This is a genomic window from Serratia bockelmannii (genome assembly GCF_051803255.1).
GTDB lineage: Bacteria > Pseudomonadota > Gammaproteobacteria > Enterobacterales > Enterobacteriaceae > Serratia > Serratia bockelmannii.
In genome coordinates this window covers 43,329-63,134 of record NZ_CP196513.1, presented here as the reverse complement: position 1 = coordinate 63,134, position 19,806 = coordinate 43,329, and the positions used below count along the sequence as shown (strand labels likewise).

Sequence of the window (19,806 nt, the reverse complement as noted above, 5' to 3'; positions counted from 1 at the left end):
TCTCGCTTAGATGTGATAGCCGCGTTTGGCAATAAGCTCTGAGGCAAGTTGACGCGTAACATTGCCGGCATCGACATCGCCGGCCTGCTTTCTACGCAGTTCGATCAACTTCTCCGCGGTGCCCTGCGGAAAAGCTTCGGCCAGAATGGCGCGCGCCGTTGACCCACCAACCTGCTCGTACAACAGGCGGCGGAGCGGACTGTCTATCGGTGAAGAGTTCAGCGCCCACAGCTCAAGGGGCCCGAGTGCATTTTTCAATATTCTGGCGAGCGTGCCACCGCCCTTGATACGAAAGATGCCCAGGAACGGCACGCCACTCCCGTCGGGCGCTGGGCCTGTGCCGCAGCGCTGGAAATTACGCAGGGTAACCTTAGGCACCTTGAAGCGGTCGACCAGCAGCGCTTCATCATCCGGATCGACTTCCATCATAAACAGTGAGTTAGCCGAGCGGAGGATGGCGTCAGGGAAGTCGCGCATATACTGAGAGGACAACACGGTGCGAACCCCGAACTTACGTTGTTCACGGTCCTGGGTTTCCAGCATCGGGAAGATAAAAGGCACTTTCTTGGCGTTATGCAGTTCGTCATACCCCTTTGTCTTCACCTCCTGATCCAGCTGTTCCAGTCGCTCGATATGTAATGCGTGATAACGCTTATCGACCGCGGCCAGTAACGCGTCTCGGTACTGAGGCAAAACGAAGTCACCGCCAGCCACCTGCCCGGCAAACAGGAACATGATCCCCGTTTTGAGGTGCCCCTCTTTACTGTCGTCGCCCATGACGTTGTTGAGATCAATGGCAATAACCCGGGTGCGGGGGTTAATTACAAATTGTGTGCGCCCAGCCAGCATCTTGAAGTCACCGACCGCGTCGTTCATGCAACGGAACAGATAATCCAGCAATTTTTCCTGGCTACCGTCACGCTGGATCTCGCCATAAGCACTTTTAATCTCATCGAGGTTCAAGATCCGGGTCATATCCGACAATTCAGGCACGGCCTGAAACTGCGCCAGCTGGGCCTCCCGAACGTATCCGCCTTCGAACAACAGGTCGCGAACCTCATACCACACCGCTTTCTCCCACCAGTCCGCATCGAACCGCTCGAACAGCCCTAGCTTATCCAAAGCCTCGTCAACACACGCCAGCCCCGGCAGTCCGCGACTATAGAGCTGAGCACCGCTGGTTTCAGCATTGATAGAATAGGCTTTACTGATAGCACGATTGAGAATTTGGCGTGTATCCCGTGCGTTCGGCGGTATTCCGGTTTCTGGATCGATACACATGGCGGTCAGCATGCTGAGTATCCAGTTGCGCTCAGGAGGGATCGGGTACCGTGCCCCCAACTGGATATCAAACAGGTTCCGGCAATGCGCCTTGTCGTTTTGCAACACGATGCCGATCACTTCATCTTTCCGCTCAGGGGGTAAACTGTCCCGCAGCAAAGCAATCTGCCCCTGCATCGAGAACCCCTTATCTACGCCGGCAAAAAACGGCAGATTTTGCTGGGCACTGGTGATTTGAATATTACCCAGGGCATTAAGTAATACCGATTTACCCGTACCAGGTGAACCCGATACCAGGCTGGTCAACTTGTTCTGCTTACTGGTGGCCAACCCCACAGGGTAGAGTTTGCCATCCAGCGTGGGGAACAGTGCGTTGCCATCGTCTTCCCAGGCAGAGGCCGGGCGCGTCAGTGGGGCCAGATTCAGCGCTTCGGATAGCGGCGGATACAGTGGATTAGGACCGCTGCCTTTGCTGGATGCCACCAAAGTGGAAACCCAGGCACGAACGGGATCGCCGAAGGTTTGTGTCACCTCGCATACGCCCCAGGACTGGAAAGCCTGCGTCAGTAGCGTCAAATTACGGGTCACCGCCTGCGGGCTGTCCCCCCAGGTGGCCGCCGTTATCGTCATCACGCAGACCGGTTCATTTCTATCAACCTGTGTGAGTGCTGCAATGGACTTCCAAATCGGTCGCAATGTCGGTACGAACGCCATAAAGTCGAGCGTCCCTTTTTTGACGCCCAGCGCAGCCATCCCGCCAGGCATCACATCCATGCGAACCCGCCAGGGCACCGCGCGCGGTACCAACGCTTTAAGATGTGCAAACGACTGAGGGGTTTGCGGCCCAAGAACGACAGACAAGGTGCCATGCCACACGCCATTAATGCGCAACATATTGCCCTGTGGGTGAACATCCTGATTCATCAGCTGGAAGTTCAGCCAAGGCGCCAGGAATGGCGTATGGTCTTCACCATCACGTACGCCATGCGGCATGATAGGATCATCCGGCAACAACGGCCGCCAGTGTTCGGAGGTGCCGGCGCGATCAACTTGTTCGCGTAAGGCATGACCAACTGAGTGCGCGTCCAGGCGGCTCAGCAGTACACCTTCCCCGTTGTCCTTCAGCGCCGTTTCTATACCGCTGAGAAAGGCGTCATGCCTGATTTTTTGCCCCACCATCTCCGCCAACACCGGATTTTGGCCAAAACGCGCATCCGGGCTTTTCTGGATAAGTGCCTTGAGGCGTTTGTTTTCGTCCATCAGTTCGTGGGCTGACAACGCCTTGCGCCCGGTATAACACACCAGATAGCAGCGTTCTCGTGACACCCAGGGGCTTATTTTTGCCACCCGCTCATCGAGAATTTCCTTCAGTGCAATACCGGTACGCCGAATGGAGCGGTATTGAGGTGCCATCAGGCGTCTGACCTCTTCTTCCCCGCGCGAGGGATCATCCTCGTAAATCAGGCTGAATTTATGACCATGCCGTCGATATACCGCATTCAGCGATTCGGTCATGCGTTTGATACGCCCCATCCAGGAAAACGGCGCATCAGGGGGGGCAGTTTCATCGGTGTCGCAAAAGCTGCCGGCGACGGAGAAGGCCGAACAATAGTCACCGTCATCAGTCACCAAGATATAGGGGGCCTCCAACTCAGGATGGCGTATACGGTCGTCATCTGTCAGGCGGATCACCGTCTGCAAATCACAGTAGTCAGGTAAATCCCGCGACACGGCAAAGCGGGATGTTGCAGTAATTATCTCTTCAATCCAGCGGATCGGGCTCAGCATACAAATCACTCCGGCGGTAAGTAGGCAAACACCAGCTCGTTAAGGCCTGCGTCGCTGTTTTACCTTCTGGCAATAACAGCGACAGATCATCGAACACATCAGGTGGGAATACGGGTACGCAGCCAATGAGGCGTTGTTGCAAGCGTGCCCGCTTGCCCGGTGGCAATCGCAACATGGCGGCAGCAAACTCGCCGACGCGCGCCGTTCCCCATGCCCCTTCCACTTCGCGCGCATGGAGCACCATCCAGCGCCACAAACGTTTTCCCTCACGTTGCTGCGCGCGATTGCCGGCAATCATCGCCAGCAAAATCTGACGCTGCAGATGAAGGGCATTCGTCAGAGACGTGCCTGGAAGCCAGACCAGCCGGGCATGCGCTGCGGTGGGGCTGTCAAGATGTCCGGTGAGATAGCACAAGGTGCATACCGCATGGGGTTCATCAAACCCTGCTCGGGCCCCCTGCCACAGCCTGCGAATATGCAGGCCGCAACATTGACAACGTGAACCTTCCATCTGCAGCGGCAACGGTGTTTGGGGATCGCCGCTGATATCCAGCGACAATGGGGTCGGCATTAACTGAGCGCTAGTCATGGCGGCATCTCCACCAAATGCCGACCGGGGCATCACCCGAAATATGTCGCTGTGCCATAGCGTCACTCCATAAAAAAACGCTCCGGAAGCCCGGAGCGCGTTTCGTTTAACCGACGTTGACCGGCGTCAACCCAACCTGTGTTTGTGCCCGTTTGATAATTTCCGGCACCACGATGAGGCAAACGCCAAACAGGATCGACCCGATAATATGGGACACTTTAATCTGGGGATTCTCCTTCTTGTTTTTCGCTGCAATCAGTCCCCCAATAACAAATATGCCACCGATAAACTGAGCAATAATAAGAGCAGACTTGAGCCCTGACTTGGCACCTTCGGCAGCCCGATCCGCCATATCAGCAATATCGCCATCGGCGAATGCAGCGACAGGAAGGGCCGCAGCAGCCGCGGATAAAAACGCAATGAATCGCTGACGCAGCCACACTTTGAGGAAATAAACGCGCACGGAAAGGTTCAGCATCATGTCATTAGGCATGATTAACTCCTTGAAAATGAAATTGTTATTTAATGAAGGATGAGAGTGCGCTTACGCGCGGATGAAACCCGGCAGGCTTACAGCATGCCAAGGGATTTTTGCAGGGCATCAAGCAGATAAGGACTGCAGACCATCATGATACCCAGCGTGAATTTCAGGCTTCCGGTGGAAACGTCCTGGCTGGCCGATAACCCCGTATGCCCATCTTTAAGTGAGCGGCGCCAGGTCAACACCCCCTGCAGCGCAATATAAACGCCAAATACGCGAATCAGCGTCAGCATGGCGTTCGCGGCATCGGCCGCCACGCCAAAGGTACCGACATCCACATAGCTGATGGCGTCGAAGGTCGCCCCCTGCCACCCCACCTGTCTGGCGGCAGCCCCGATCATTTGATCTAACCCCGCCAGCCCGCCGCACAGCAGCAACCAGGCGATAACCTTCCCTCCACCGGCGGCCTGCCCCGGCGACTTGCGCGAAGCACTGGCGTGGTGGGCCAAAAAAGTTATCGCGCCCACCACGGCAAACAGCATGGCCAGCGTAAACCCCAGACGGGTAAACGCCCCCTGCACGTTATGGGCAAGATTAACCAGCAGCTGGATAGCATCACTTCCGTTAGGCATAACATTTACCTCACTTCAGTACGCCTGCGCTGGTGCTGACTTCACGCGCCTGTGCATCTATGCCGGTGATCGTCACTCGCCCAAGCCGATCGCCCGCTTTGACCGCCCAGGTTTTACCCTGCCAGTACACCCACGCCATGCCATTTTGCACCGCATCAAGCCGCATGCCGACAAGCGCAGAACGGGCCCGGGGAACCGCACGGTCGTTAACCTGCGACACCACGGCTACGGGCTTTGCTTCAAGCACGGACAACCGGACAAGCAGTTGGTTGTTCTGCGCCTGCAGGTCTGCCATTTGCTGTTTCATCGTGGCCAGCGCGGTACTCTGCGTTTTAACCGTATCCGACAAACGGGAAATCGCCGTGCGGTTGGTTTCAGCAAAAGAACGGACACCACCGACCATGGTAGCGACGTCGTTTTGCAGTTGAACCGAATCCGCGCCCCCGGCAGAGATAACGGGTGCCAACGTCACTGGCGCCGGAGATTGCACATACTCAGATTCACTAAATGCTTCCGGCGTCGCTGCCGAACCGCCATCACCACCATTCAAATAAGGGGCAAACAGATAAGCCGCAAACAGTCCCAATGTAAGAACGGCACCGACCAACCAAGGCAATGTGAGGCCAAACAGCAACTTGCGTTGCATTAAGCCAGGCTTGGCGGGCATAGGATGTGTTGGCGGAGATTCAGGCGGGGTGGATACTGTCGGGGTAGTTGAAAATTCACTCATATCTATTCTCCCGAGTAAGCTGTTGGACCAGATGCTCATGTGCGCACTCTGCGGCTTCCGGCCATGGGTTCATCGACGCCGCTTGCTCGAGGTTTACGCTGGGAAGGCCGTTGAAATAACTCTCGAGCGCAACGCGCCCCTTTTCAAACCGATGATCGGTATGCATAAGACGGTATAACTCGGACACCCTATCCGAAGACACCCAGTCCTGAAGCAACCTGGGGGATATCACGTCAGGCTCACAGGCGTGCAAGCAGGCCAGCGCACAGTTAAGCGCCTGCCGTAGTTGACCGTCATTGAGCTGCTTTGGAGTAATACCCGGATCAATTTTTCGTGCCATGGGGTAGCCCTTATTGCTGTTGCAGCCTGCGCTGCGCTTCGATTCGTGCCTGCGTCTGTGACCGCCAGTCACTCTCTGTCAGCGGCATGCTTTCTGTCGGTGTCACCACCGGTGATGTGGTCATGGGTGCCGCCGTTGTCCCCGCGTTGGTCGCATCGGTTGAGTAAACCCCGCGCATGAACTGGATCGCCACCACCTGTTGCTTCTCGACGAGGACCTGTTTCGACGGTAACCGTGCCGCATCACTGCTCAGTACGTTCGCCGCCTGGCTGGCGGCGCCGCCGGCAATAACACCGGCGACGGCTTTACCATCCGGGGTACCCGGCCGTGTCGTCACCGCGTTGAAGCCGTTCGTTACCACCTGCGTATTAGCTTGCGCATACATCTCGCCAATACCGCCGATCCCTTTCAGCAGGGCCGGCAATACAATGCGCGAGAAGTAACGGTTATTGACGTCGGTGGCGACGCTCGGTACCAGGCTCTCATCATTCAACGCATACGCGTCAACCTGATAATTGACGCCACCAAAGGCCATCTCGGTGAAGTGGATCACGACCCCATCCCCCGCCAACTTCGCACCGGTGGGAGCTTTAAGCACCGCGCCGGCATAAGGCCCCGAAACAAATCGCCCCAAGACCGGCGTCGTGCTGTTATCCGAATCCACACCGATATCAATCACACCCGGTCCGCGCCAGTAGGGAGGGATGACCACAGAAGGCGTGACCGGTGAACCTCCCTGACCGGTATTCAGCGAGGCCGTTTGCACCGATACGTTGCCTGGCAAACTGGCACTCCAGCTGCCAAAGCCCGAAACATCATCACCGCGTCCTCCGGGTGCATTACCCTCCCCACCGCCAAGGGCCTGAGCCAGTTGTATACCGGCGGGTGGTGTTGTCGAATCCGCTCGCGGCGTCATCTGTGCCAGTAACGCATCCAGCGCTTTCTGACGCCGCTCGTCCTGCCGTTGCCTGTCAGCATCGGCCTGACGTGAGTCGCTGCGTCCCTGTCGGGCAGAGGGGGCTACCGATGGTTTTCGCGCATTTGCAGTCTGTGAAGGCAGCGTCACCGGCTCCTGCTCCAGTGGGATAGACGCGATAAAGCTGCTGTTGCGTTGCTGCGCGGCCGTCACGCCTTCCTGGTTATACTGGCGCAGTAGCTCTCGATACGCCGGCGTCTCAGCCCCTTTACTGTGTACCGACGTCCCGACGCGATTGATATCAACCTGAGATGGTGCCGGCGGAGGTGTCGCCAGCCAGCTCCAGAGAAAATAAGTCCCCCCCACCAATGCCACCACGGCAGAGGCCACCAGAGTCAATGTCAGTTTTTTATCCCTTCCTGCATCATTTTCACTCGCCATGTCTTACTCCAGAGCAATGTTCAGCGCGGTGGTTTTTCCCATAACGGAAAACGTCACATAAGGCGTTACCGGCAACTTCCACAGGTGAGTGCCATCGGCAGAGGAAAGCGTCGCTTCAAACTCATCACGAATATCGGCGCGCGATCGGATGTACAAATCATCCCCCAGTTGCCATACCGTCGTGTCCGGTACGCCCCCCGTCACTTTGAGCCGCCGCGCCTCTTTAGGCGGTATGCCGTCAAGGAAGGTCTGCAGCGTACTGTCATGCAGGCCAATGCGACTTTCCGGGATCGCTGTCGCTTTGGCCGCTGGGCCGCGCCGTGGAACACGCATATCGAGCCGGCTGTCTACTGTCCAGGTTTTGGCATCCGTATCCGGTTCGCCGCTGGTGACGTTCAGCACGATGGGCACGGACAGCCCACTCAGATAAACGGTGATATTGCCGCTGACAAAAGGTTGCTTGGCATAGACCACCATTACCGGGCTGTCAGGCACCCAGTAAATCTGGAAGGCCGGATTACCGCTGATCGGCGCTGCACCCAATTTCCAGGGAGCACCGGTGCTGTCGATAAACGTCAGCGAACTGGGGTAGTTCATTGCCGTTCGCACCAGGGGCAAACTGGCCCCCGGCGCCAGGTCGACGGTCAGCGCGCTGATGCGTGGTACCACCGCCACGGGAGGTGATGTCATCGCCCGGTTCACCTCGGACTGACGCGCCCGCAACTGCCGGATCTCATCCGGCGTCAGTGGAGATACGGCCTCCTCAGCCTGGGCATACAACGGTGAAGGCGGGGGCAGTGGATCGTTACCAGATAATCCGGCGCCATTCGGTAATGGTGGTTCAGATATCGGCCTCGCTGCCGGTGCCGCCGGCACCGCAGCCGTGGGCGCCTGACTTTGTGACCAACCCGACGGCGCAGAGGCAGCGGGTGCCTCTGCCCAGGCCGGCGCCGTCATCAGCGCCAGCAAAGTGCACATAAGGGTATTTTTCATGGGGAACCTCAGTTGGCGTTTGTCGAAATCATTTGAGTGACTTCAAGTCCCGCCGGCTTTTCCTGAACATCGGCGCGCTGGATGCGCAGAGTGAAGATAAAACGTTGGGCCGGTGTGCTGGTTTGCTGGCCATCAAGTTTGAGGGTAACCGGGTACTGGAATTCCCAGGTAAAACGATCGCCAAGTAACCCTTTGCTGCGTATGACGCCAGGCGCCACATCAACCGACAGGTTCATCCGCTGATTTTTCACTGCGGCAAGGATGTTTGACGATGTCAGGGCCCTGTTATAGCCCTCAAACCCCTGGTCGTTAAAACGCGGCTCCACGCGTGTCATCTGTGCGCGATAGTGAACAAAATCAAGCGTAAAGCCTTGACGTAAAGTATCGGCGCCAAATGCAGCGACATCCTCTGAGCTAAACGCCGGAATGTTTGTCGGTTTGGCAGGCGTCAGCCGCCCTTGCTCAGTTGCAAAGTATTTGACCGGGGGGTGTGCAACCTGCCACCCCAGATACCCGTTGAGGGAAAGTGACAGCACCAATGCCACGCACAACCACACCACGACGTTCAGGCAGCGATGAGCAAAAGCCGCGCCCAGCTCACGCTGGCGCTGCATGGACAGGGCGTGTGCAAAGGCACGCGTCTCATCGTCTGATGCCGGGGGTGCCATGTTCGGCGCCAGTGCCGCCTCGGCAGAACTCTGTTCTTGCGTTTGCATGGGTCTCCTTAACGCCCCGTGAACTCTTGCCACGGGTCAATGGTGCCGGGGATGTAGTCGTTGATCTTGTCAACGGCCGCCTGACAGACCTTCTCGGACACCTGGTTCATGATGTCGGCAAGGCTGGGAAACGTGGGCAGTTGGATAGTGGTTGTACGTATCCGCGACAAACAATCCTGTAACTGGTCGGAGGCATTCTGTTCTCGCGACGCCCAGGCTTCGGCGGCCCGTCGAGCCTGCTCATAACCGGCTTTGCTGCCGGCTTCAGCCGCAGCCCCCGCACGGCAGGTGGAGGCAAAACTGGTAGCCGGCAGACAGCACAACGCCGCAAGCAGTGCGGCGCACACGCTTTTTTTAAACATAAAGAGAGTCCTTTGCGGTCAGTGAGTTATATCGGGCGAGGGTCGCCCGGCTGCGCCTTTGGCGCTGCCGCCGGCGCGGCCTTTGGGGAAGCGTTCTCATCGCGCCAACGCTCGTCAAAACCCAGTCGGGAATGAAGCGCGGGCGGTAAGCTGGCAGGAGCATCCAGTTTGCCAATTCGAACCTGGCTATCGCCTTCCAGCTTGAAGGCGATGTTCTCGCGAGGTACGGGCTGGCCACTGCTGCGGTTGATCCCATTCCCACAGCCTACAGGTCTCGCCCCCTCAGGGGTGATCGTGTTGAACACCATGGGAGGCGCATCGTCTCGGCCAGGTAACGTCACCAGCACATGCTGATATTCTCCCTGATGGCGAACCACCCCCTGCAGATATGGGCCATCGCTGCGCACCAGGTATAGATCAAGATGACCATCCTGCGTCCAGCTGCTGGCAACCGGCTCTCCCGCCCCCTTATCCATGGATGGCCGCGGTGCAGATAGCACATCACCGGGTGTTTGACTGCCCTGCCCATCTGGCCGCAGCCAGTACACCCCTTCCTGAGGCGCTGCCGGCGGTGGCATATCAAGATGCAGCTGGTTGATGATGGCCGACTGGATTTTGGCAAATCTTGCCGCATCAAATGCCGCCAACTTGACCCCATCATCCTGACCGGTACGTACCGTATCACCCCCGGTAGGGGTCAGAGACCACTGATTGCGATGCGCTGTTTTTGACTCAAAGTGGGTAACCACCCCCTGATCGTCTTTCTGCGGAACCTGCACGGTTACGGCTTCTTTCCCCAACCAGGTAAGCGTGGCCATACGACCGGGCTGGATACGGGTTTCACGTATTAGCCCCGCCAACTCCTTACCCCAAAATGTTTGTTTTCCCTCCCGTGTCCGCAGCGTAATGAACGAGCTTTGTGATTCTCCGGGTTCAAAACGGAAAGGGGCGGTACCACATTTGAGGACTTTGCCGGTGACACCCGCCGCCGCGGCTTTGTAGCTTTGGTGAATAGCGGCAGGAATACCGCTGTCAGGTTGGGCGGCATTCTCTTGCTGCCTGGCTGCAGGATGATTCCGCGTCTCAACAACAGGCTCAGCTTCTCGCGATGCGGCGGGCGGTGTGGAAGCTGCAGGACCGGAATGGTGCACCGGTGATGTGTCCGGTTGCGATACGGGGGAATTTTCCGGCATTGGCACGACATCACCGGTGACAGCGTCACGAACTGACACTGGCGTAGCCAACTTTTTCCGCGCATCTTCCAACATGGCCTGCTGGGCAGGGACCTTCATCGTCACATTGATTTCATGCCGGGCAATCAGGGCGATCGCTTTTTCCTGAAAAGCGTCACTGCCGGTCAATTCAATACGGCCGCGGTAATACTGTGCCGCGGTCAACAAAGCCGCCAGTACCTTCTCATCGCTTTGGCTGGCCCCCTCCGCCATATCCAATCGGGAGCCCCGATCGATGAACGCGGGTTCGTTATCCAGTTTGTAGAGAACCGCATTGTCCCCCTGCTTTTCCCATGACAGCCGCTGAAGTAACGCATCCTTGTCTATCAACGCCACATCAGGATCAGCCGCCTCGCTGCTCGGACGTGGCGGGCCCACCCAGATTGCATCGACTGCTGATGATTTCTGAGCCTGTTCGGACTCCGAATGATGGGCCCATTGTGACGCCGGTATGGCATTTTCTAGCTGAGGTTCACTGTGTTGGCGAGGTGGCACATCCTCCAGGTCACTGACCGTATCGGATGGTATCTCCCGTGTTGGTTCAACAGCCTCAGGAATCGGTGCAATGTGTTCTGCAGCATCAACCGGTGCAGGTTCTGGCGCACTTCCTTCAGGATTAAGCCGTCCTGCCAGAGAAATAGGCGTGTCGCCGGAACGATCGGCTACATCAGAAACCACAGGGCCTTCTTCAGGTTCGGCGCCCATATCAGGTAACGGTACGCCCGATGTCTCGGCTTGCGCGGCCCAGGACGCATAATCGTTAATATCGATCGGCGTTTCATCGACTACCGGAAGGTGATCCACAATCGGCTCAACAGGCCCGACATCGGCCTGAATAGAGGGAGGTTCTGTCGGCATCGGCGGCACTGCCTCAACCGGTGAAAACGGTGGTTCTTCCGGAATGGGCAGCGGAGCGCCATCGGATGGATGGTTCATTTTTTCTCTTTCCTCTTGGATAATATCCAGTGCACGGGCAATGTTGGCGGTCACGAGCAAACGTAGCCCATCCAGCCCTCGCGACTGGTGAAGGTCATTGAAATCGGTCAGCCCCAGTTTTTTTTCTGCATCAGTAAAATCAGGCACAATTGCAGCACCGTAAGTCACTGATGACGCAGCCTGAGTAGCCATCATCACCCCTTTGTTCACCTTCTTTGCATGATCCAAATCGGCAAGGAAGATATGCGGGGTATCGGGATAACGCGCGTGCAGTACGTTGGCAATTGCGGCCATGTTGCCGGCATCAATGGTCATTACGACCGGCTGGCCAGTAGCAAGATTCAGGCTTCTGGCCGTGGCATACCCCTCGGCATACAACACTGGGGCGTCAGGCGTTAGCGGGCCGCCCACCACCAAGAAATTCCCCTGCTTTGGCGCATCGCTGTAAAGCCGCTTATCGCCGTCAGGCGTGATGTACTGCAAGGTGCGAAATTCACCCTCAGCATTAAAAAACGGCACCACCAGGGCACCGTTTTGAGTTTGTCGCAGCTCCGGCGTCGGGGATATCCCCTTTCGCACCAGATAAGGATGGGCAGGGTCTGCGCCCGGAAGCTTGTCGTATAGCGCCTGCGCTTTCGCCGTCTGTCGGCGGTAATTGGCCTCTCGCGCCCGTTCAGCTTCATCGTGCGCCTGGCGAGCAGCCGCTCGAATGTGGAGCCGGGCAACGGGATCGGCTTCTGTTCCACTGGCTTTCCAATTCGTGACAGACTTTTCCGTCTCAGCCCGGTGATAGTTGATGAACCAACCGCCGGGGCGCCGATCGAGGAACCCGCGATAAACACCACTTTTTTGCCCCTTCTTATCCTCCAGCGTAGCGACGCGATGCCGTTTCCCATCCATCACCGGCAACCCTTTCACGATTAACCCCGCCTGCGTAAGGGCATCGTGAAATTCGGCCTGGGCATCACCGCCGCCAGTGCTGATGGTCTTATCGGGTAACCAAGCCTTCACGCGCTCGATATCACACCCCGGTCGCGCATACCACAGAACCGCATCTTTATCCCAGGCCAGCGCCGAACGGCCATCATCAAGTAGCCCTGCGGCTTTGCGAGCCTTCTCGCGTTCTTCGTGACGCACCGCCAACCAAAGACGATTTTTGGTTTTTTCTCCCATTATGATCTCCTCGACTTCGATACCTCTCCCGGCACCCTAAAGGCCTTTATGCTAGTCACTCACCTTCAGTAAAACGGCGGTACCACCACGGTCGACCCGACAGCAGTTTTCCACGCAGCAGATAGACCAACCGCGCAATAAGCACCGTCAATGTCCAACCAAAGGCCGACAGAATGCGGAAAAAAATGATGATGCCGCTGATCACATAAATCGTGTCCCAGGTAGGGAAGCGGAACCAGAACAGGTAAAGCAAAAATAACGGGGCCGGAACACCGTAAACATTGAGTTTACGAGAAGCATTGCGCCAATAGCCCGGTGGCAAAGGTTCCTGCTCATCATGCATGTGAATGACCTCGCTCCAGTTCACGCAACTGATGGCTCGTCAGGGCGACGGCCAACTCGCTGCGTGCGATCCGCCCTTGTAAATACAGCTGCCAGGCATGATCGGCAATGCGTCGTTTCTCTGTCCGAATAATGCCGTCAATGTGTTGGCCCCATTTGACGTATGGCATTTCCGATAGCCTTTCTCGCAAAGGATCATCAAAAATAATGTATTCGCGCACGGCTTGCCGTTTGCCATCAGTTGTCCTTAGCAACTTCTGCACCACGATGTATTGCAGCACACCGAGCATGTCATGCGCGATTGCCTCACGGATCTCCGCCTGGAATAGGTTCAAACAGCGAGGAATGGCCTCTCCGGGGGAGTGAATATGCAGTGTCGATAGGCATAAATGGCCTAGCTGGCCAGCCTGAATCCCCGCTTCCACAGTTTCTCGATCACGCATCTCCCCGACGCCAATCACCGAGGGTGCGCGCCGCAGGTCAGCGCGGATACCCTCAGCAAAATTAGGAACATCACGACGGATCTGCAGCTGAGTCGCCGGCAAAATATCACCGCTCTTACCCAGAACAAACTCTATCGGATCTTCCGTCGTCGTCACTTTCCGGTCAGGATCGTGATCGATACAGTGCCGATAGACCGATGCCAGAAAGGTACTTTTCCCAGAGCCGGTTTCACCGCCAATGAAGGCCAATCCCTTATGAGGCAGAACAACACTGCGCAGGTCATCCTCGATGCCCAACGAATCCAGCTCGGGGATAGCGGTCGGGATGACCCGCATGGTCAGTGCAATAGTCGTATCCAACCGCCCAGCCGTAGACTGCACAAAATTGCAGCGAAAGCGCAACCGTTCACCACGATCTAGACCATAGCGCTGGTACATGTCGCCATCGAGCTGCAGAGCTCTGTCGACTGGATAGCCGCCCCCAGCCGTTGCCCGTACCTCCGGTTCAAAGATCTCGTCAATCAGTTTGGACAGGGTATCGTCAGCCAGCACAAAGGTACTGGCTCGTCTCAATCGACCGTGGTGGCTGACAACCAGGTGATTGCCGCCCTGAATATGGATATCACTGACACTCTGCTTAGCACACCAGACAAAAAACGTTTTCAGTGCATTGCCATCCAGACCGGTCTCGAAGTTATAGGGAGTAAACTCAGTAGATTCAGTCATTTTCTCCCTCCCTGTGTATGACCGGCTTCCATTTCGTCTTATCAGGCACAAATCCAGCGTGCTCCTTAAGACGGCGAACTCGATCACCCGTGGTCAACTTGCTGCGATCGCCACTGACGGTTTGTTGCTGCTCAGTCACCACCGGAGAGGTGATATACCCCTGTTGCAACAAGCGTGAGTAAACCAACATGCCGCGGTAATCTCGGGTAAGGCGATTGAAATTGGCTTCCAATGTATGGTCAGCACTCTCTCGCCCTTCTTCCCATCCCTTTCGTACCGCCGCCTGCCACAGCGCTTTCTGGGCGCCGTTGGCCGGAATCACTGCCGCTTCAGGCCCATCAACAGCCGAAGTGGACAAGCCGGCGTTAAGCCAACTCCGCCAGGATGGCGGGTTACTGACAAAACGCTCCGGTGTGAGAATTTCATACACATGCGTAGCGGTTCTTATCTGATTAGGGGTGATGTGGGCCACATCCTGAGCCTCGCTGATCACAGGAGGAAGCCAACCTTGGCGGCTGATCAAAGTACGAAAGTCATATAAGGCATCCAGGTTTTTGGCGACAGCATCAAGTGTTTGCCGTAGCTCCCAGGCTCGCTGTGCTTTTCCGCCCCGAAAACCCAATGTGCGTCCAGCCTCTTCAAGCAGCTGACGCCGCGTTTCCGACACATCCGACGATGATGGCTGTGAAGGACTGAGGTAACTGCCCATATCTGGCGGTGCAGACTCTGAAGGGGATTGTGCAGCTGCTGCCTGGCCGCACAGTACGCCATTGACGAAAAGTAGCGTCAGAATGGATTTTTTCATCTACGCCCCCTCGGTTTTTCTGGTTGTAAAAAGGCCAGCGTGAGCTGGCCAGGAAACTCATGCAGTGTGGCCCGCCAGGCAGTCTGGACTTCAATCATTCGCAACAGGTTCTGGTAGGTGACGCCGTTTACATGCAGATTGACCGGCAATGGAAGCCGCACACCCGTCCAGTTAAAAGTCAACCCACGTTGTCGGGCCAGATGAGAAAGCAGCTCGACAGCATCGCCATCCCAGTTGAGGGTTACGCGCTGAGAATTGGCACTGATACCTGGAGTAAATAAAGGTGCTCGAACTTGGTTTATCGCGCCGGACAAATACAAATTATTCTGCGCGTTTTGAATCTGCTCAGCATTATATTGAGTGTCCGTATTTTTTAGCGGCATGACTGCGGTACTTTTAGCCGGAAGTTGACATCCACTAAGCACCACAGGCACAAAGAATAACATGCAATAAAATTTCATGTTTCTTTATCCTGTATATCTGATTTTTCGGTTGATTGGAATTTAGAGCGGAACTCGAAAACAAATTAAAGAAAAGGAGGCTTTGCGCCCCCTTTTATTATCTACACAGCCTCATGCTTTACTGTTCCTTTCTTTCTCCGACTCACTGGCCTTTCAATAAATCTATATGACAAGCATGCCAATACGATAGATACAACACATGACAAAGCAAACCTTGGCATACCATCAGCCACACCAATGTCTTCAAACCGTTTACCTATCCCACCATTCATTAGCGTGTGGATGAGATAGAGAGAGAATGATATCTCTCCCAAGGTAATAAAGAAGCCAGGAATATATTTCGTTACAAGCTCATCATTTAATACCACTGCAATAAACAAAATTGACAAATACCATCCTGACATCGTCATTCCATGCCCCCATGACGGGACAAATAGAATGCTGTAGCCTATAACGATTATCGACACAATTAATATTAATATGCGCAACTGGCCATTTAGCTTTTTTGTATATGGATAAACAAGACCAAAAGCAACGCCCACCAAAAACATCCATATGATGGGGTTCGTCATGAGATTTAAGTAAGCTGAATCGAATTGATAACCACTAACATCCAAGGTCGGTGAATGTCCAGCCAACATAGGGAAAACAACCAGACTTAACGAAAACATACCAAACAACAATGGCCATCGGTATTTTGATATCAGACAAACTGCCATAACTAAGTAGAACAACACTTCGTAATTCAGTGTCCACCTAATACCATAGAAACCACTATCATCCACATAGAAGGGGGCATGATTGGCATCGATTGGGGAGAACGTGATTGCACTTATTAAGTTACTCACTTTATCTGGATAATGGAACGTGCTCATGGCTCCAGATAAAAGGAAAGTAATTAGCAGAATAATAAAATAGGCCGGAAGTATTCTCCTTGCGCGGTGTTTCAAAAACACCCCTGCCGCTGATAGTCCTGGTGTTAGTTTCTTCGCTGAAAGCGTGATGACAAATCCGCTTATGATGAAGAATACATCAACACCAACAGCCCCCCATCCGAATAACTGATCACCCAGATTAGGATAGGAAAGGTTTATATTCCAACGAAAGTGAAATAACATGACAGCAAGCGCTGCCAGTCCTCTCAGCGCTTGGACGCTAGCCAGTTTATCTTGTTTCATGAAGATTCTTTAAATTCAGTGAATTAATAAACCATTATATTACATTGAGTTATGCAATGCCACCCTCAACAACTTCGTATCATTTCGTACAAATAGCAATAGACTGAAAACATGTTGTACGCCATTCATTATTAGGCGTAACTACAATCCAGCTATTTGAAAAGACGTCAGGATAAGCAGCATCAGGGGAGTTATGTGCTGAATCATTAGATGTCCAACGAGACAGTCGATATCCTCCAGAGACTAATTTTGTTCCCGCAGGGCAATAGGCTCTTGCTTCTTTTAGGTTTTGGCATTGCTCATCGCTCGTCACATTAAATGTATCTAACGCCCCCAAGGACTTCCATATGCCATTTTGGCAAGAGAGCAGTACGCCTTCCGGTGTCCTACCTACAAGTCCATTTGGGCCGCATCCCCAACCAGCATTTGCCGTGCCATCAAGCTGCAGATATTCACCGACAGATGCCCGGCCGTCTGCACGAACGCTCCCACCTTTCAGTTGGCCACCGGTATAAATACCTTTGTTATTCACCGAACGAATCCAGTCGTTGTCATCCATATAAAACCCGCCGCCGTGGTCTTCGTTGAGCCAACCCTTACCATGTTTTGTTACCAACCAGCCGTAATTACTACGAACATCCCCTGCAGCGGCAATTCCACCTCCCGCAACCACACCATCCCGTGATACAACGTTTTGAGCATTTACATTCTGCTGGTAATTACCTGTTTGTGCATTGATATCATTAGCGGCATTCAGGTTGTTCCCCCCCATATCAATCGCAGTATGCATCTTATTAAGATCGGGACGACCATTAACCTGGAAGCGATACAAGCGATCGCTCTCTTCAGCCCCACCTGCCAATACATCGGACGTCAGGTAAGCGGCCAGGTGTCCACTCTGTCCACTTAGCCCCATATTCGTCAGGTTGACTTGCCAGCCACCGCCGGCGCCGTTGGCAACATTGACGGGTTCGATATACCCACCCAAGCCAGACGTGTTCTGAGCGATATAGCGTTGGCCCTTGAACGTAATATTTTGACCGCCGGCAGTCAGTACAAAGGCGACCAGCTTGTCGGTTTGCGAAGGATTGCGTGTCACGGCAAGAATATAGGTTTGGCCGTTATTGTTGGTAAGGGAAAACCCCGCCGGCAAATACCCTTTATCGCGGAGGGTCTGGCCGGTTACCGTGACGTTGCCGCCCCCTTTAACCTGATTCAGCAACGTATCGTAGTTATCTTTAACGTATCGACGGGCACCCCCGCTTACTGTGCTCAGGTGCGTCGCGGTCACGACCCAGCTCTGTTCTTCTATGTAATTGGAATATCTTTCAAGCCCGATAGGGGCGGCAATCAATACGATCGCCAGAACGATGGCCATAGAAACCAACGCGCCCCCTCGGTTGATACGATGAGTGGCAATTTCAGCAGTCATAAGGCACCTGAAAAGAGCAATTGAGGAGAGCTACCGGCTACAACTGCCAGTAACACGAATAACCAGGGAGCATAAGGTTGAGTCATTTTGTTCGTCAGCAATGCACTGGCGATAAACAGCAAGAATGCGCACCCGCTCAGCAGGCAAGCCTGCTGCCAGGGAAACCAGGCGCACAATGCGGCGATCAAATGCACATCGCCCATGCCGAACCCTTCTTCTCCCCGCAGGCGCTTGGCGCCGTAGTGAAAGGCATAGAGAACCAAAAACATGCCGATACTGCCTGTAAGTGCCTCAGTCAGGGTAAGTGCACTTCCAGGCATCACGGTAAACAGCAGACCTGTCAGCCAAAAACCTGAGGTATATCGCAGCGGTAGCCAGTAATTGCGCAAATCCAGCAGTACCATGGGAATGCCCCAGGCCAGCAACCCCAGAATTTTGACAGTACCTAACCAGGGATGGCCCACAAGGGCCGTTGTTGCGATCAGTGCAGTACCGGTGCCGACGAAAACTATTGTGACGCCTCTGATCTGCAGCCGAGTGAGGGGCGGGCCATCATGTTCAAGCAAGAATTGTTTCGCTCGATGAACCAACGGCTGGGCGCCAATAAACAGAGTGGCGCCGGCGCATGCCATCAGCAAAAAGAACTTCAGGAGATACAAAGCCATCAGGCTGCACCTCCTTTCAGTTTCATGTACATCGCATACACTTTCCGCGCGTAAATCATACGCCGCGGACCGTTGTTATCTGCGAATCCGGCATTATAGGAGCCGAGGCATTGCCAATTTACCCCGCATTGTTTGAGGTGCTTTGCCAATATCCAGGCACCGATCTGCACGTTGAGACAGCTGTTGGTCAGCAAATCCTGCTCACTGCGGATGAGGCCCAGCGCACGCAGCTGGGGAATATGCCGGTCATTGATTTGCATCAGCCCGAAGTCACGGCTGGTAACTCGCCCTGCTTTATCGCGATTTTTTCCAATGGCTTGAGGATTTAGGCTGCTTTCGACAGTCGCCATTGAGCGCAGTAATAAAGGGTCAACTTTATAGCGTGCACCCGCCTCGTTAAAACAGAAAGCCTGTGCCGGCAACGAGAATAATAATGCCCAGCCCAGCGCCAGACAGGCCAGGGCTCGTTGAAAGGAAGACAACATGAGAATGCACTCCAGATGGAGGCCGGCAACAGAACGTTGCCGGCAGGATGGGCATCAGGTGTTGCTGGTAAAGGTAAGGGTGTTCTGACCAACAGATCCTTTATCGGCAGTACACTGCGCCCCCACGGCGCTGGCCGCGATCGGGCCATTCGTCGATGTGCCGTTGACCATGGTGGTAACAACACTCGGCGCCGCACTCAGTTTTGTCGCTAGAGTAATGCACGCCTGTTGAGGAACGGCCGCGTAAGTCAGAGAGAAGGAGGATTTTTGCCCACCGGCCGTTGCCACGGGTTGCACGGTGACAGCGCCCCCCCACAGGTTTTGCAACTTGGCGCTACCCGAGGATTTGGTACCGACAACCGACATGTTGGCCGGCGCCCCCCCGAACTGGATCAGCGCACCGGTCATGGCGTCAGCGGCGGCAAAATTATAGATGCCGGATGTTTTCAACATGGTGCGGGTATTGGTCATTAGTTCCGCAGCATTACTGTACTCTGTGTTGCCATCGTTACGATTAAACAGACCGCCACCTTGTGTGATAGCGACAGCCAATACAGCAAGGACAAGAACAAACCAGATCATTGCTTCAATCATAGTTATTGCCCCACGGTTGACAGCCGAGCGAGTGTTTTGTGTGAGTTCCATTACTATTTCCTTTA

Annotated in this window: 19 protein-coding genes; all 19 read right to left on the bottom strand. The window is 54.9% G+C overall.

The window, feature by feature from the left end:
• Positions 1-6: 6 nt before the first annotated feature.
• The 19 genes from ACSJLU_RS25080 to ACSJLU_RS24990 all read right to left on the bottom strand — a co-directional run bounded on the left by ACSJLU_RS25080 (position 7) and on the right by ACSJLU_RS24990 (position 19,792).
• Positions 7-3,069 carry a conjugal transfer protein gene (locus ACSJLU_RS25080; protein ID WP_060432367.1) on the bottom strand — a complete coding sequence of 1,021 codons (3,063 nt, stop codon included), beginning with the start codon at positions 3,067-3,069 and terminating at the stop codon, positions 7-9.
• Positions 3,044-3,658 (bottom strand): conjugal transfer protein TraT, encoded by a 615-nt coding sequence (locus tag ACSJLU_RS25075; protein ID WP_072270510.1) that lies wholly within the window; start codon positions 3,656-3,658, stop codon positions 3,044-3,046. Before ACSJLU_RS25075 ends, ACSJLU_RS25080 begins: the two co-directional genes overlap by 26 nt.
• Before the next feature lie 106 nt (positions 3,659-3,764).
• A complete protein-coding gene (locus ACSJLU_RS25070) occupies positions 3,765-4,151 on the bottom strand; it encodes a DUF6750 family protein (RefSeq protein WP_060432365.1) in 387 nt (128 codons plus the stop codon).
• 77 nt (positions 4,152-4,228) lie between these two features.
• Positions 4,229-4,771 carry a conjugal transfer protein TraQ gene (gene traQ, locus ACSJLU_RS25065; protein ID WP_342172297.1) on the bottom strand — a complete coding sequence of 181 codons (543 nt, stop codon included), beginning with the start codon at positions 4,769-4,771 and terminating at the stop codon, positions 4,229-4,231.
• Between the two features lie 10 nt (positions 4,772-4,781).
• Complete coding sequence (gene traP, locus ACSJLU_RS25060; protein WP_072270500.1) at positions 4,782-5,501, bottom strand: conjugal transfer protein TraP; 720 nt, start codon at positions 5,499-5,501, stop codon at positions 4,782-4,784.
• A 350-nt stretch (positions 5,502-5,851) separates the two neighbouring features.
• Entirely contained in the window at positions 5,852-7,198 is a 1,347-nt protein-coding gene (traO, locus tag ACSJLU_RS25055) for a conjugal transfer protein TraO (RefSeq protein ID WP_060432361.1), read from the bottom strand.
• Positions 7,199-7,201: 3 nt separating this feature from the next.
• A complete protein-coding gene (locus ACSJLU_RS25050; protein WP_080437539.1) occupies positions 7,202-8,191 on the bottom strand; it encodes a DotH/IcmK family type IV secretion protein in 990 nt (329 codons plus the stop codon).
• Between the two features lie 8 nt (positions 8,192-8,199).
• A complete protein-coding gene (locus ACSJLU_RS25045; RefSeq protein WP_080437538.1) occupies positions 8,200-8,907 on the bottom strand; it encodes a DotI/IcmL/TraM family protein in 708 nt (235 codons plus the stop codon).
• Positions 8,908-8,915: 8 nt separating this feature from the next.
• Positions 8,916-9,269 carry a hypothetical protein gene (locus tag ACSJLU_RS25040; protein ID WP_060432360.1) on the bottom strand — a complete coding sequence of 118 codons (354 nt, stop codon included), beginning with the start codon at positions 9,267-9,269 and terminating at the stop codon, positions 8,916-8,918.
• A 26-nt stretch (positions 9,270-9,295) separates the two neighbouring features.
• Positions 9,296-12,610, bottom strand: coding sequence for an LPD7 domain-containing protein (locus ACSJLU_RS25035; protein WP_342172299.1), 3,315 nt, complete (start codon positions 12,608-12,610; stop codon positions 9,296-9,298).
• Positions 12,611-12,665: 55 nt separating this feature from the next.
• Positions 12,666-12,953, bottom strand: a complete 288-nt coding sequence (gene icmT, locus ACSJLU_RS25030; RefSeq protein ID WP_060432358.1) for an IcmT/TraK family protein — start codon at positions 12,951-12,953, stop codon at positions 12,666-12,668.
• Positions 12,946-14,121 carry a plasmid transfer ATPase TraJ gene (gene traJ, locus ACSJLU_RS25025; RefSeq protein ID WP_060432357.1) on the bottom strand — a complete coding sequence of 392 codons (1,176 nt, stop codon included), beginning with the start codon at positions 14,119-14,121 and terminating at the stop codon, positions 12,946-12,948. Before traJ ends, icmT begins: the two co-directional genes overlap by 8 nt.
• Entirely contained in the window at positions 14,114-14,926 is an 813-nt protein-coding gene (locus ACSJLU_RS25020; RefSeq protein ID WP_089196568.1) for a type IV secretion system DotC family protein, read from the bottom strand. Before ACSJLU_RS25020 ends, traJ begins: the two co-directional genes overlap by 8 nt.
• A complete protein-coding gene (locus tag ACSJLU_RS25015) occupies positions 14,923-15,387 on the bottom strand; it encodes a DotD/TraH family lipoprotein (RefSeq protein ID WP_342140279.1) in 465 nt (154 codons plus the stop codon). Before ACSJLU_RS25015 ends, ACSJLU_RS25020 begins: the two co-directional genes overlap by 4 nt.
• 101 nt (positions 15,388-15,488) lie before the next feature.
• Positions 15,489-16,565, bottom strand: a complete 1,077-nt coding sequence (locus ACSJLU_RS25010; protein WP_342172300.1) for an acyltransferase family protein — start codon at positions 16,563-16,565, stop codon at positions 15,489-15,491.
• A 79-nt stretch (positions 16,566-16,644) separates the two neighbouring features.
• Complete coding sequence (gene pilV, locus ACSJLU_RS25005) at positions 16,645-17,997, bottom strand: shufflon system plasmid conjugative transfer pilus tip adhesin PilV (RefSeq protein ID WP_072270507.1); 1,353 nt, start codon at positions 17,995-17,997, stop codon at positions 16,645-16,647.
• Positions 17,994-18,662 carry a prepilin peptidase gene (locus tag ACSJLU_RS25000; RefSeq protein WP_060432414.1) on the bottom strand — a complete coding sequence of 223 codons (669 nt, stop codon included), beginning with the start codon at positions 18,660-18,662 and terminating at the stop codon, positions 17,994-17,996. Before ACSJLU_RS25000 ends, pilV begins: the two co-directional genes overlap by 4 nt.
• Positions 18,662-19,147 carry a lytic transglycosylase domain-containing protein gene (locus tag ACSJLU_RS24995; RefSeq protein ID WP_060432413.1) on the bottom strand — a complete coding sequence of 162 codons (486 nt, stop codon included), beginning with the start codon at positions 19,145-19,147 and terminating at the stop codon, positions 18,662-18,664. The genes ACSJLU_RS25000 and ACSJLU_RS24995 overlap by 1 nt, the downstream gene beginning before the upstream one ends.
• A gap of 54 nt (positions 19,148-19,201) precedes the next feature.
• Positions 19,202-19,792: a type 4 pilus major pilin gene (locus ACSJLU_RS24990; protein WP_060432412.1), complete on the bottom strand. Its 591-nt coding sequence runs from the start codon at positions 19,790-19,792 to the stop codon at positions 19,202-19,204.
• Positions 19,793-19,806: the final 14 nt, after the last annotated feature.

What these genes read in the sequence shown, in the direction of transcription:
- ACSJLU_RS24990 (WP_060432412.1), bottom strand. Translation starts at nt 19,792, where the DNA reads ATGGAACTCACACAAAACACTCGCTCGGCTGTCAACCGTGGGGCAATA.
- ACSJLU_RS25070 (WP_060432365.1), bottom strand. Translation starts at nt 4,151, where the DNA reads ATGCCTAATGACATGATGCTGAACCTTTCCGTGCGCGTTTATTTCCTC.
- traP (WP_072270500.1), bottom strand. Translation starts at nt 5,501, where the DNA reads ATGAGTGAATTTTCAACTACCCCGACAGTATCCACCCCGCCTGAATCT.
- ACSJLU_RS25080 (WP_060432367.1), bottom strand. Translation starts at nt 3,069, where the DNA reads ATGCTGAGCCCGATCCGCTGGATTGAAGAGATAATTACTGCAACATCC.
- traQ (WP_342172297.1), bottom strand. Translation starts at nt 4,771, where the DNA reads ATGCCTAACGGAAGTGATGCTATCCAGCTGCTGGTTAATCTTGCCCAT.
- ACSJLU_RS25000 (WP_060432414.1), bottom strand. Translation starts at nt 18,662, where the DNA reads ATGGCTTTGTATCTCCTGAAGTTCTTTTTGCTGATGGCATGCGCCGGC.
- ACSJLU_RS25050 (WP_080437539.1), bottom strand. Translation starts at nt 8,191, where the DNA reads ATGAAAAATACCCTTATGTGCACTTTGCTGGCGCTGATGACGGCGCCG.
- ACSJLU_RS25040 (WP_060432360.1), bottom strand. Translation starts at nt 9,269, where the DNA reads ATGTTTAAAAAAAGCGTGTGCGCCGCACTGCTTGCGGCGTTGTGCTGT.
- traJ (WP_060432357.1), bottom strand. Translation starts at nt 14,121, where the DNA reads ATGACTGAATCTACTGAGTTTACTCCCTATAACTTCGAGACCGGTCTG.
- ACSJLU_RS25015 (WP_342140279.1), bottom strand. Translation starts at nt 15,387, where the DNA reads ATGAAATTTTATTGCATGTTATTCTTTGTGCCTGTGGTGCTTAGTGGA.
- icmT (WP_060432358.1), bottom strand. Translation starts at nt 12,953, where the DNA reads ATGCATGATGAGCAGGAACCTTTGCCACCGGGCTATTGGCGCAATGCT.
- traO (WP_060432361.1), bottom strand. Translation starts at nt 7,198, where the DNA reads ATGGCGAGTGAAAATGATGCAGGAAGGGATAAAAAACTGACATTGACT.
- ACSJLU_RS25035 (WP_342172299.1), bottom strand. Translation starts at nt 12,610, where the DNA reads ATGGGAGAAAAAACCAAAAATCGTCTTTGGTTGGCGGTGCGTCACGAA.
- ACSJLU_RS24995 (WP_060432413.1), bottom strand. Translation starts at nt 19,147, where the DNA reads ATGTTGTCTTCCTTTCAACGAGCCCTGGCCTGTCTGGCGCTGGGCTGG.
- pilV (WP_072270507.1), bottom strand. Translation starts at nt 17,997, where the DNA reads ATGACTGCTGAAATTGCCACTCATCGTATCAACCGAGGGGGCGCGTTG.
- ACSJLU_RS25045 (WP_080437538.1), bottom strand. Translation starts at nt 8,907, where the DNA reads ATGCAAACGCAAGAACAGAGTTCTGCCGAGGCGGCACTGGCGCCGAAC.
- ACSJLU_RS25075 (WP_072270510.1), bottom strand. Translation starts at nt 3,658, where the DNA reads ATGACTAGCGCTCAGTTAATGCCGACCCCATTGTCGCTGGATATCAGC.
- ACSJLU_RS25020 (WP_089196568.1), bottom strand. Translation starts at nt 14,926, where the DNA reads ATGAAAAAATCCATTCTGACGCTACTTTTCGTCAATGGCGTACTGTGC.
- ACSJLU_RS25010 (WP_342172300.1), bottom strand. Translation starts at nt 16,565, where the DNA reads ATGAAACAAGATAAACTGGCTAGCGTCCAAGCGCTGAGAGGACTGGCA.